General features: G+C 66.4%; 7 protein-coding genes. 4 read left to right on the forward strand and 3 right to left on the reverse strand.

Annotation, left to right across the window (positions count from 1 at the left end; all coding sequences use genetic code 11):
* Positions 1–186: 186 nt before the first annotated feature.
* Complete coding sequence (gene ftsH, locus TRD_RS11195; protein ID WP_012642903.1) at positions 187–2,286, forward strand: ATP-dependent zinc metalloprotease FtsH; 2,100 nt, start codon at positions 187–189, stop codon at positions 2,284–2,286.
* Positions 2,287–2,397: 111 nt separating this feature from the next.
* A complete protein-coding gene (locus TRD_RS11200) occupies positions 2,398–3,105 on the forward strand; it encodes a queuosine precursor transporter (protein WP_052294158.1) in 708 nt (235 codons plus the stop codon).
* 54 nt (positions 3,106–3,159) lie between these two features.
* Here TRD_RS11200 and TRD_RS11205 read toward each other — a convergent pair whose 3' ends face one another.
* Positions 3,160–5,121 carry a PhoX family protein gene (locus TRD_RS11205; protein WP_012643000.1) on the reverse strand — a complete coding sequence of 654 codons (1,962 nt, stop codon included), beginning with the start codon at positions 5,119–5,121 and terminating at the stop codon, positions 3,160–3,162.
* Positions 5,122–5,457: 336 nt separating this feature from the next.
* Between TRD_RS11205 and fabD the strand changes: the two genes are divergently transcribed.
* On the forward strand, positions 5,458–6,408 hold the full coding sequence (gene fabD, locus TRD_RS11210) for an ACP S-malonyltransferase (RefSeq protein ID WP_012642458.1): 951 nt from the start codon (positions 5,458–5,460) through the stop codon (positions 6,406–6,408).
* Positions 6,409–6,429: 21 nt separating this feature from the next.
* Positions 6,430–7,677: a beta-ketoacyl-ACP synthase II gene (gene fabF / locus TRD_RS11215; RefSeq protein WP_012642981.1), complete on the forward strand. Its 1,248-nt coding sequence runs from the start codon at positions 6,430–6,432 to the stop codon at positions 7,675–7,677.
* A gap of 40 nt (positions 7,678–7,717) precedes the next feature.
* Here the strand turns inward: fabF and mutL are convergent, their stop codons facing one another.
* Positions 7,718–9,448, reverse strand: a complete 1,731-nt coding sequence (mutL, locus tag TRD_RS11220; RefSeq protein WP_012642837.1) for a DNA mismatch repair endonuclease MutL — start codon at positions 9,446–9,448, stop codon at positions 7,718–7,720.
* 21 nt (positions 9,449–9,469) lie between these two features.
* Positions 9,470–12,115 (reverse strand): DNA mismatch repair protein MutS, encoded by a 2,646-nt coding sequence (mutS, locus tag TRD_RS11225; RefSeq protein ID WP_012643062.1) that lies wholly within the window; start codon positions 12,113–12,115, stop codon positions 9,470–9,472.
* Positions 12,116–12,375 lie beyond the last annotated feature (260 nt).

Below are 12,375 nucleotides of genomic sequence, written 5' to 3' on the forward strand. Positions count from 1 at the left end.
TGCTGGGCTGCCGGCGGATGGCGACCTGCCAGCTGGGTGGCTCTGTCGGCGCGGTCGGCACTGTCATCGGATCGTCACACGCGGTAGCTGGACGCGGGTACCCGCCTGATGGCATACTTACCAGTGCCGGGGTGATCCAGAAGCTCCCGGCCCCACCATCGCACACCTGTCTCATCTCCTCCTCACGTGCGAGGCAGCTGGCTTTTCCGCAGCTGCCTCGTGCGTCGTTCGGATGGGTATCCGATCGAGCGAGTACAATCGAAAAGAATCGGCCGAGGCTGCAGCAAGCGCCTGGCTCGTCGCATCGAGGGATCGAGTATGGATGAGCGCAACCGCACACCGCGCGAACAGCGCGAGCGCTCCACGAATCCGTTCGGAAAAGCCCTGCGCGGGATCTTCGGCTCGCGCTTCGGCCTGCTGTGGATCATCGTGGGGCTGATCCTGTTCTACAACCTGTACGCTGTGTTCCGCCCGGAGCGGAGCGGGCCGCAGTCAGAGATTGCCTATTCCAGTTTCGTCGCCGCGGTGGAGAAGGGGCTGGTCTCGACGGTGACGTTGTCCGGGCAGACGATCGATGGCCAGTTCACCCAGCCGCTGCGGGTGGCCAATGGCATCGTCTATCTGCCGGGTGAGCCATTGCCCGATACGGTGGACCCTGCTCAGGTCCGTTCGGTGACGCGCTTCCGCACGGTGATCCCGGAGAATACGCAGGCCGAGGTGACGGCCTTTCTCCAGCAGCACAACGTGTTGTTGAAAGTGCAGCCGTCCGGTGGTGCTTCCTTGCCGGGTCTCCTGTTGAGTGTCCTGCCGTTCGTGTTCCTGATCGGCCTCTTGTTCCTGTTGGGGCGGAATCTCAGTCGGGGGCAACAGAACGTCTTCAGCTTCGGGCGGTCGCGGGCACGGGTCTACGATGTGGAGCGCCCGCAAGTGACCTTCGCGGACGTGGCGGGGGAGGAGGAGGCGAAGGCGGAACTCGCGCAAGTGGTCGACTTCTTGAAGAACCCAGCGAAGTACCACCGGATCGGAGCGCGCTTGCCGCGCGGCGTGCTCCTGGTCGGTCCACCCGGTACGGGGAAGACGCTCCTGGCGCGGGCGGTGGCCGGCGAGGCGGGTGTGCCGTTCTTCAGCGTGAGCGCCTCGGAGTTCGTGGAAATGTTCGTCGGCGTCGGGGCCAGCCGCGTCCGTGACCTCTTCGAGCGTGCCAAGGCACAAGCGCCATCCATCATCTTCATCGACGAGCTGGATGCCGTGGGTCGTCAGCGGTTCGCTGGCTTGGGCGTGGGGAACGACGAGCGGGAGCAGACGCTGAACCAGCTCCTGGTGGAGATGGACGGGTTCGAGGCCCACACCGACGTGGTGGTCATCGCGGCTACCAACCGGCCGGACGTGCTGGATCCGGCGCTGCTGCGTCCGGGTCGGTTCGACCGGCAGGTCGTGGTCGGGCTGCCGGACAAGCGGGGACGGGCCGCGATCCTGCGCATCCACACGCGCGGTATCCCGATCGCGCCCGACGTCGATCTGGAAGGGCTGGCCGCGGCGACGCCGGGGTTTTCCGGAGCGGACCTGGCTAACCTGGTCAACGAGGCGGCGTTGGTTGCAGCGCGTCGCGGGAAGCAGGTCGTGGATCGCTCCGATTTCGAGGAAGCGCTGGACAAGATGCTGCTCGGGACCACGCGCTCGCTCCTGATGAGTCAAGAGGAGCGGCGCCTGGTGGCCTATCACGAGGCGGGACATGCGGTGGTCGCCTACTTCACCCCTGGTGCGGACCCCTTGCGCAAGATCAGCATCGTGCCGCGGGGACGGGCGCTGGGGGTGACGGTGCAAGCACCCGAGGAGGATCGCTTCAACTACACGCGGAACCAGCTCTTGGGACGCCTGGCCGTCCTCCTGGGCGGGCGTGCCGCGGAGCAGCTGGTGTTCCACGAGGTGACGACCGGAGCGCAGAACGACCTGAAGGAGGCGACCCAGCTCGCTCGCCGGATGGTTGGTCTTTGGGGGATGAGCGAGGAACTCGGGCCCATCTACCTCGGGCTGGGTGAACAGCACGTCTTCCTGGGGCGCGAGATCGTCCAGGACCACAGCATCGGCACGAGCACACTCGACCGGGCGGACCAGGCGGTGCAGCGACTGCTCAACGAGGCGATGGAGCGGGCCGAGCGGATCCTGCGTGAGCACCGGGAAGAGCTGGACCGTTTGGCTGACCTCCTGATCGCCGAGGAGACGGTCGGCCCGGAGAAGATCCGCGAGGTTCTGGGTGAACAACCGGTCGCAGCTGGGGATGACTGAGCGACCGATCGATACGAGCAGCGGTCCGCGGGGTGAGCGCCTGGCGGGCCGTGCTGGCTCGGTGATGGAGAAGGGTGGAGGAGCGGCGGAGCGGTGCGGCGCGAAGCGGGGATGCGTTCACGACATATCCCTGTGGAGCTGGGTCCCGGCCAGTACAGCCGGTGGTTCGTCGTCATCACGGCGGTTTTCGTCACCACGCTGATCGTCTCCAACATCGTGGCCGTCAAGATCGTCGATGTCTGGGGGCTGTACGTTCCAGCCGGGACGGTCACGGTCTTTCCGCTCGCCTACATCTTCGGTGATGTCTTGACGGAGGTCTACGGCTACCGGCGTGCCCGACTGGTGATCTGGCTGGGGTTCGCGTGCAATCTCTTGGCCGTGGCGGCTTTTGCGGCGACCCAGTATCTGCCGGCTGCTCCTTTCTGGGACGGGCAGGCGGCCTACGAGCGGATTCTCGGCTACACGCCTCGTCTGCTGGCGGCCTCCTTCCTCGCCTATCTGGTCGGCGAGTTCGCCAATGCTGCCGTGCTCTCGCGTCTCAAGCTCATGACGCACGGGCGATTCCTCTGGGTACGGACGATCGGCTCGACACTGGTCGGGCAAGGATTGGATTCGCTCGTCTTCGTGACGGTCGCCTTCTTCGGCACGCTGGCCGGGCCGGATCTCATCCGCACGATGGTGACGGCCTGGCTGGTGAAGTCGGCCTACGAGGCGCTGGCGACGCCACTGACGTACCTCGTGGTGAACGGATTGAAGCGTGTCGAGGGGGTCGATGCCTACGACTACGGGGTGAGCCTCTCCCCGTTCCGCCTCGACTGAGTCTCCCACCGGGGTGGAATCGGCCCTGCACGATTCCACCCGGCTGACTCGACGTCAGCTTCCGATGCGAGGATCGCCGCGGTCCTTCCAGACCACGATGACGCTGGGGCGCGGGACGGTGCCGTCCGGCCAGCTGGAGAGCGGGGCTGAGAGCGTGCCTCCTTCGCCCGGATGCTGGATGGCACAGAAGAGGGTATGGAAGTCGGGCGCGAACTCGGGACCGCAGATTTCGCAACCGCGAGGCCCGCTCAGGAACATCCGCACGAATCCTCGCTCGTTGCCGCTCGTGGGAACGGCATAGATGCCGTCGTTGCGGCGGAACGTGCCGGGCTGACCGTCGGTAGCGATCCACATGTTGCCCCACGCGTCGAAGGTGATGTTGTCCGGGCAGGAGATCGGGCTGATGAGGCTCGGGTCGAACCCGGCAGCGAAGACCCCGTCGTCCGGGTTCGCGGGGTCGCCGCAGAGCAGGAAGATCTCCCAGCGGAAGCGTGTCGCAGCGGCGTCACCGTTCTCGATCAGTTCGATGATGTGGCCGTGGCGATTGTCGCCGCGCGGATTGGCTGGATCGATCTGGTTCCATTTGCGGCGCGCGTTGTTGGTGCAGACGATGTAGACGCGGCCGTTGACGGGATTGGTCTCGATGTCCTCCGGCCGATCCATCTTGGTTGCACCGAGCAGGTCGGCAGCCCGGCGGGTGTTGACGAGCACGTCGGCTTGGGACCGGAAACCGTTAGCTTCAGTCAAGGGTCCTTGGCCGTGGACGAGCGGTAGCCACTCGCCGGTGCCGTCGGCATTGAACCGCGCGACGTAGAGCGTACCGGAGTCGAGCAGTGAGAAGTTGGCTCGCCGGTCCCGTGGGTTGTAGCGACCCTCGCTGACGAACTTGTAGATGTATTCGAAGCGCTCGTCGTCACCGGAGTACACAACGGCCCGCCCGTCGCGGGCGATGACGACTGTCGCTGCCTCGTGCTTGAAGCGGCCAAGCGCGGTGCGCTTCTTGGGGACGAAGGTCGGATCGTAAGGATCGATCTCGACTACCCAGCCGAAACGGAACGGCTCGTTCGGCTCCTTGCTGACATCGAAGCGCCGGTCGAAGCGTTCCCAGCGGCGCTCGGAAGCACCGCTTGGGATGCCGTACCGCTGGTGAACGGTGTAGCGCGGATCGGTGGAGGAGAGGGCGGACAAGTTACCGAAGTACTGGTGGAAGTTCTCCTCGCAGGTCAGGAGTGTGCCCCACGGGGTCTTGCCACCGGCGCAGTTGTTGAGGGTGCCGTAGACGACGGTTCCCGTGCTGTCGGTGCTCGTCTTCATCCAATCGGAGCCAGCGGCGGGACCGGTCAGCTCGCAACGGGTAGTGCCGGTGATGCGCCGGTTGTAGGAGGAGCCGGGCAGGTAGTGCCACTGTCCGCGCCCCCGCTGGAGAACCTCGACGATGGTGACTCCGTGGGCTTCCAATTCGACGGCGACCTGCCAGGCCTCAGGGTCACCTTCGCGATAGCCGGGGAACATGAGTTCGGGGTTCGTGTACTCGTGGTTCACGGCGAGAAGGCCACGAGAACCGGACGCAGCCCCGCCGGGGAGCAGGAAGAGACCGACGAAGTCGCAGTTGTAGCCGAATTGCTGCGCTTGCCTTTCTGGAGATTGTTCCCCGAAACGGAACTCCGGGCCCCAGCTCTGCAGGGGATCGCCCCAGCGAATAACGACGCCACTCGCGTACCCCTCCGGTACGGTTACTTCGTCGCGGGTGTTGAGCGTGATCGGGCGGAAGGTGAGACGGCCGCGCTGACTCGCCTCAGCCGACTCGTGACGGCCCACGGCGAGTACCAGCGCGACAGCTGCCGCCCCACCGAGGAGATCTCGGCGACTCAAGCGTTGGGCGAGGACGTTCTCGAAAGTCGGATTCTCGCTGGGGTTCACGGGTTCGGTGAAACATTTGCTTCCACAGGCCCACTGGCACTTGGCGAGCCAGGCAGCGAGCGCCGGGGAGAGCGGTAAGACGGCACGACGTGCCATAACGATCCTCCTTTCTCGAGTCCGTCTCAGTCGTCACACTCGCTGTATACCGCCCACCTGGGACAGTTCGATGGACGAACGGTGAAGAACCTGTGACCGTTCGGTAAACGGAGGCGGCTCGTTCGATGAGCCCGGATTCCCCGAGCGCGCATGGGAGAAAGCGGGTGAGTGGACTGTGCATCGCCGATCGTCGACTGTCGCTGAGCCCGCGTCGGAGGCAGGAAGAAGCGTCGCAGCGGAACACATGGGCGAGCGCCCGGTGCGACAGCTAGGGGAACCGTGTGTTACGATACGGCAACAGCGAGGAGAGCGGGTGGGCGAGGGCGAGGTGCGGTGATGGAACTCGGTCAGCTCCTGCAGAAGCGCGTGGGGTTGCTCTTCCCGGGTCAGGGAAGCCAGCACGTCGGCATGGGACAACGGGTGCATCAGCTCTCGGAGGCGGCTCGGCGGATCTTCGTCCAGGCGGAGGAAATTCTGGGGCTTCCGCTGCGTCGACTCTGCTTCGAGGGACCAGCCGAGGAATTGGCCGATACAGCGAACGCTCAGCCGGCCATCTTGACGGTGAGTTTGGCCTACTTGGAAGCGTTGCGCGAGCGGCTGCGCGAATTGGGGGCCTCCCTCCAGCCGTCCATGGTGGCCGGGCACAGCCTGGGCGAATTCACTGCGTTGGTCGCGGCCAACGCGCTGCGCTTCGAGGACGCGCTGCGATTGGTCCGCGAGCGGGGCCGCTTGATGCGCGAGGTGAGTCAGGAACGTCCTGGCGGCATGGCGGCCGTGATCGGACTGGAGCGCGACGCGCTGGAGGAGGTGTGTCGCGAGGCAAGCGAGCTGGGGCTGGTGGTGGTGGCGAACGACAACTCACCCGGGCAACTGGTGATTTCTGGTGAGGAGCAGGCACTCCAGCGAGCGATGGAGTTGGCCCAGCGCAGAGGCGCCAAGCGCGTGGTGCGACTGGGCGTGATGGTCGCCTCGCATTCCCCGCTCATGGAACGGGTCGCGCACGCCTTGGCGGAGATGCTGGCGCGGATCCCCTTGCGAGAGCCAGAGATCCCGATCGTGGCCAATGTGACTGGCCGCATCCTTTCCACGGTGGAAGAAATTCGGCGCGAACTGGCCTGTCAGGTCGCGCAGCCCGTGCAGTGGACGACGAGCGTGCGCGAGATGACCAATCGAGGCGTGACGACCTTCTTGGAGGTCGGCCCTGGGCAAGTGCTGACCGGACTGGTCAAGAAGATCCAGCGTGACGTGGAAGCCTACTCGATGCGTGACCTCGGTCTCGAGTCGTGAGAAACGGACGAGGAGGACGGTGTGCACCGCGTGGTCGTGACCGGGCTCGGGGCGATCACACCGCTCGGACTGGATGTGCCGACGTTCTGGCGCCGGCTGTTGGCCGGCGAATCGGGGATCGACCGGATCCAGCACTTCGACGCCAGCAATTTGGAGGTGCAGATTGCCGGTGAGGTCAAGGGGTTCGATCCCCGCGACTTCATGGACTTCAAGGCAGCGCGCCGCATGGATCGCTTCTCCCAGTTCGCAGTGGCAGCTGCCCGCGAGGCGATCCGCGATGCGGGATTGGAGATCACGCGCGAGAACGCCGACCGGATCGGCGTGATGATCAATACCGGCGGCGGTGGTATCCAGACGATGGAGCGCGAAGTCGTCACGTTCTACCAGCGCGGTCCGAGTCGAGTCAGCCCATTCTTCGTGCCGATGTTCGCGCCCAACATGGCGGCCTGCCAGGTCTCGATCGTCTACGGGATCACCGGGCCGATCATGTCCTCGGTCGCGGCGTGCGCCGCGGGAACGCAGGCGTTCGTCGATGCGCTCCGGATGCTCCGGCTCGGTGAGGCTGACGTGATGATCGCCGGAGGCACCGAGGCTGGGCTCACTCCGGTGGCTGTGACCGCGTTCGCTAACATGGGAGCGCTCTCGCGGCGCAACGAGGAGCCGCAGCGAGCTAGCCGGCCGTTCGACAAGGATCGAGACGGATTCGTCTTCGGTGAGGGCTGTGCGGTGATGGTCCTGGAGACCGAGGAGCATGCCCGGCGACGCGGGGCACGGATCTACTGCGAGTTGGCCGGTGGGGCGGTTACCGGTGACGCTTACCACGTCAGTGCGCCCGATCCGGATGGCTTGGGAGCGGCGCGGGCGATGCGACTCGCACTGCGCGACGCGGGGATGGGCCCGGACGACGTCGATTACATCTGCGCGCACGGGACCTCGACACCGCTCAACGACGTGACCGAGACCAAGGCGATCAAGGCGGTCTTCGGTGACTATGCCTATCGAGTCGCCATCAGCTCTCCCAAGAGCATGATCGGGCATCTGGTGGGAGCTGCAGGGGCGGTTTCGGGCGTGGTGTGCGCACTGGCGATCCGGGACGGCATCGTACCGCCGACCATCAACCTCGAGCATCCAGATCCCGAGTGCGATCTCGATTACGTCCCCAACGTCGCGCGACGGATGCCGGTACGCGTGGCGATCGCCAACGCGTTCGGGTTCGGTGGACAGAACGCGGTTGCAGTGTTCCGGGCGTACGACGGGGCGGCTCGCTAACCGGATGCGTGTGGCTGCGAGCGGTTCGTGCGTGACTCGCTCACCAGTCGAACTGGTGAGCGAGTGTCTCGTCCTCGACGCGGAGGACGATCGGCGAGCCGTGCGGACAGATCGCCGGAGTCTTCGTGGCTCCCCATGCCTGCACCAGCGCGCGCATCGCCGGACGGGCTAATGGTCGCCCACGCCGTACGGCCAACCGGCAAGCGAGCTGGATGAGCAGGCGATCGCGCCAGCTCGTGTCGTCCCATGCGTCCTCTGATTCCTCGAGCAGGGCCAGGAGAGCTGGAGCCAGCGCCGCTGGTTGACCGAGATCCTGCAGTTCCGGCGGTCCAGCCACGACACCAGGGAGCGCGGGGACGGTGCGCACAAGGAACGAGCGCGGGCCGAACGGTTCTGCCTGGAAGCCGTAGGCGGCGAGTTCGTCCAGCCAGCGCGCGAAGCGGTCGCGATAGGCTGGCCGCACGTCGATGACGAGCGGCTCCGGTAACGGTACCGTGTCGTCGGCGCTCGGATGAGCGGCAGCGAGCCGTTCGTAGAGCACCCGCTCGTGAGCGCGGTGCTGGTCGACGAGCAAGAGCATGGCCGGGCCTTCCAGGAGAAGTAAACGCTCTCGCACCTGGCCGATCAGTCGCAGTGGCGGAAAGGCGGGGGTGAGGATCGGCTCCTCGGTTTCCGGTCGGTCGTACGGGCGAGGTGTCTCTGCGATGGCCGCGCGCACGGGATCGATGGCCGGAGTAGCCTCGAGGAAGGTGAAGCGACGCGGCGTGCGGGCGAGAAGGCTCCGCACTTCCTCGGCGATGGCTTGTCCCAGCTCGCGCTCGGCCCGGAGGCGGACCTCGAGTTTGGCTGGATGGATGTTCACGTCGACCGCGGCGGGGTCGGCCGTGATGACGAGCACCAGGACAGGGTGCCGGCCGCGCGGCAGGAGGGGCTGGTAGGCCGCCTCGAGGAGCGCGAGCACGGTGCGGGACTGTGCCCAACGGCCATTCACGACGACGTGCAGATGGCGGCGGCTCGAGCGCGTGAGGTCAGGACTGCTGACGAACCCGCTACACGAGCAATCGCCGATCTTGAGCGGACCGAACGGCAAGAGCGAAGAGGCGAGCGTGGGTCCGTACAGCTCGCTGAGAACGACCCGCCTGTCACCCGAGCCGGTGGTCTGGAGGACGACCCGATCCTCGATACGGAGCGCGATGCGGACATGCGGGGCAGCGATGGCCAGGCGCTGGACGACGCGAGCGATCTCCGCCATCTCAGCGCGTGTGTTGCGCACGTGAGCGAGGCGCGCTGGGAGGTCCTCGAAAAGGTGGCGGACCGTGACCGTCGTTCCCGGTGGGTGCGCGATTGGCTCATCGGCCAGGATACGGCCGCCGCGGACCGTGAGCTGACGTCCGACCGGTGCGTCGCTCGTCGCGCTGGCGATGGTCAGCTCGGCGACGGCCGCGATACTGGGGAGCGCTTCGCCCCGGAAGCCGAGCGTCTCGATCCGCTCCAGGTCGTCCTCGGCGAGCTTGCTGGTGGCGTGCCGTTGCAGCGCGAGCGGCAGTTCATCAGCAGGGATGCCACAGCCGTCGTCGCTCACGCGGATCTCGTGCAGCCCGCCGCCGCGCACGCTGATGCGGATCCGGGATGCACCCGCATCGAGCGCGTTCTCGACGAGTTCCTTGACGACCGAGGCTGGCCGCTCGATCACCTCACCAGCAGCGATCCGTGCAGCGACGTTCGGCGGCAGGACGCGGATCGGGCGACGCGGGGGACGAGCGACCTGCATCGTACGGCTCCACCCTGTCGACTACGCTCTGCCCAGCTTGGCGCGCTGCTCGAAGAGCCAGTCCAGCGCTTGGCGCGGCGTGAGATTGGCGAGATCGAGCTCGAGCAGCGCGCGAGCCAGTTCCTCAGCGGCATGGCGACGAGTGGGGAAGCCGGGAAGCGCGAGCTGGTGCGGGCTTGCGGTCAGCCCGTGCGGGTGCTCGGCTGTTTCGGAGTGCGGCGCGGCCGGCGTGGGAGCGGGCCGGCCGATCAGCAATCGCTCGGCTCGATCAGCTACCCAAGGAGGGAGGCCGGCCAGCCGGGCCACATGGATGCCGTAGGCCCGGTCGGCCGCGCCAGGTCGAACGCGATACAAGAAGACCACTCGCCCGTCTTGCTCCATCGCCGCGACATGGACGTTGGCGACGCCTGGCAATTCGGCCTCCAATGCTGTCAGCTCGAGGAAGTGGGTCGCAAAAAGCGTGCGAGCTCCGACCCGATCGTGCAGGTCTTCCAGTACAGCCCAGGCGATGGCGAGCCCGTCCTGTGTGGCGGTGCCCCGTCCGACTTCGTCGAGGATCACGAGGCTGCGCTGGGTGGCCTGGCGGAGAATGGTGGCCGTTTCCACCATCTCGACCATGAAGGTGCTCTGCCCACCAGGCAGATCGTCGTGTGCACCGACACGACAGAAGATGCGATCGACGAGTCCGATGCGGGCGCGTGCCGCGGGGACGAAGGAACCGATCTGCGCCAAGAGCACGATCAAGGCGACTTGCCGAAGATAGGTGCTCTTGCCGCCCATGTTCGGTCCGGTGACCAGGAGGAGGCGTGGTCCATCGCCGCCCAGCTGGCAATCGTTGGGGACGAACGGCTGTCCATCGAGCAGCACTTCGACGACGGGATGACGCCCACCCTCGATCAGGATCGTGTCCGACTCGTCCAGTTCCGGGCAGCTCCAGTCGTACTGCGCCGCGACTTCGGCCAGGGAGCGGAAGGCATCGAGCCAGGCGATCCAGCCAGCAAGGCGCAAGAGTTCGTTGGTCCGCGTGGTGACCTCGCGGGTCAAGCGTGCCAGTGCAGCGCGCTCGAGTTCGGCGATTTCGGCCTCGGCTGCGAGCAGACGTGCCTCAGCGTCTTTGAGTTCGGGGGTGATGAAGCGCTCACCGGTGGCGACAGTCTGCTTGCGGACGTAGTCCGGAGGCACTCGGCTGAGATGGGGCCGAGTTACCTCGATGTAGTAGCCGAAAACTTTGTTGTAACCGACTTTGAGGGAGCGGATTCCGGTCCGCTCGCGCTCCCGCTGTTCGAGCGTGGCCAAGAAGCGGCGCGTTTCCTCGACCGCCGCGAGCACGGCATCGAGTTCCGGACAAAAGCCTGGTCGGAGGCGTGGGCCATCGCTGTCTTCGATCAGCGCTCGTTCCAGGAGCGCGGCGAGTTCCGGGCAGGAGATGAAGTCGTCGGCGAAGCGCTGCAGAGCTGGCTCGCCGCTCGCCTGGAGGGCACCGCGGAGGGCCTCGGCAGTCGCCAGCGCTTGGCGAAGTGTCGCGAAATCGCGGATGGTCGCTGAGCCCTGGACGATCTTGCTGGTCAAGCGCTCGAGATCACCAGCGGCCAGGAGGATCGACCCCAAGCGGGAGCGGAGTTCGGGGGTTGCTCGGAGCGCGCCGACGATGTGCTGGCGACGGCGGAGCTCGTCCAGGTCCCGCAGGGGCTCGCTGACCAGGCGGCGAAGGGTGCGGGCACCCATCGGCGTCACCGTGCGGTCGAGCACGCCGAGCAGGCTGCCGCGCGTTCCACCGGTACCCAGGCTGCGCGTGAGTTCCAGATTGCGCCGCGTGGCAGCATCCAGCCCGACACGACGCGCTGGCACTTCGGTCCGGAGACTGGTCAGGAGAGAGAGCAACGCCGGATTGGTGCGCTCCAGGTAGACCACGATGGCGCCCGCGGCGGCGAGTGCAGCGGGAAGATGTTGGCAGCCGAAGGGGGCGAGCGAGCGCGTCGCGAAGAGGGCACGCAGGCGTTGAGCAGCTCGTTCCGGCTCGAAATGCCAGTGCTCGAGCCGGGTCAAGCACCCGCCGGGCGGTAGAGGAATTTCATCTGTGTCGGGGACGAGCGTTTCGGCGGGAGCGAGTCGCGCGTACTCCTCGGCCAGGAGCAGGTCGCGCTCCGCTCCGCTGAGTTCGAGAACCGCGAACTCGCCGGTACTCACATCGACCCAGGCGAGCCCGGTTCGCTCGGGAAGTCTGGCGACCGCTGCGAGGTAGCGATTCTCGGTTGTGGGGAGCAACGCGGCCTCAGCTACCGTTCCCGGCGTGAGGACCCGCGTGACTGCGCGCTCGACCAGCCCCTTGCCTGGCTCGCTGACCTGCTCGGCGATAGCAATGGTATGTCCCGCGGCCAAGAGGCGTGCCAGATAGTGGTTCAACGCGTGGTGTGGGATGCCGGCCATCGGCACCCGACCGTTACGGCCGAACGAGCGTGAGGTGAGGGTGATGCGGGCGTCGCGGGCGACGATGCGGGCATCCTCGTCGAACGCTTCGTAGAAGTCGCCGAGCCGATAGAGCAAGATGGCATGGGGATAGTGTGCCTTGAGGCGCAGGTACTGACGACGCGAGGGGACCAAATCGTCGGACGATGACTCCTTGGTCGCCGGCAACCGGTGCTGGATGGCTCGTCGCGTCGATCCCATTCCCCTGACCTTCCCGCAGGCGCGATATCATCGCGACACATGCGCTGTCTAGGATACGCGGCGCGTGCCAGTCTGGTACGGGCGGGAAGCAGCGGGGGCGCCGATGAGCCGACGGCTCTCGGGCAATGACGGACCTGGTCGGCCGGCACGCTCTCCACGGTCGCCGGAGACCGAGCGGAAGGGACGAGCCCGCTGCGTCCTGCAGCCGCACCCGAGAGGCTCCGTCCCGCGTCGAGCTGAGGGACGAACGCAAGCACCTG

The organism is Thermomicrobium roseum DSM 5159 (assembly GCF_000021685.1).
GTDB lineage: Bacteria > Chloroflexota > Chloroflexia > Thermomicrobiales > Thermomicrobiaceae > Thermomicrobium > Thermomicrobium roseum.

Coding starts and splice junctions, on each gene's coding strand:
- TRD_RS11200 (WP_052294158.1), top strand. CDS start 2,398: ATGCGTTCACGACATATCCCTGTGGAGCTGGGTCCCGGCCAGTACAGC.
- fabD (WP_012642458.1), top strand. CDS start 5,458: ATGGAACTCGGTCAGCTCCTGCAGAAGCGCGTGGGGTTGCTCTTCCCG.
- mutS (WP_012643062.1), bottom strand. CDS start 12,115: ATGGGATCGACGCGACGAGCCATCCAGCACCGGTTGCCGGCGACCAAG.
- TRD_RS11205 (WP_012643000.1), bottom strand. CDS start 5,121: ATGGCACGTCGTGCCGTCTTACCGCTCTCCCCGGCGCTCGCTGCCTGG.
- mutL (WP_012642837.1), bottom strand. CDS start 9,448: ATGCAGGTCGCTCGTCCCCCGCGTCGCCCGATCCGCGTCCTGCCGCCG.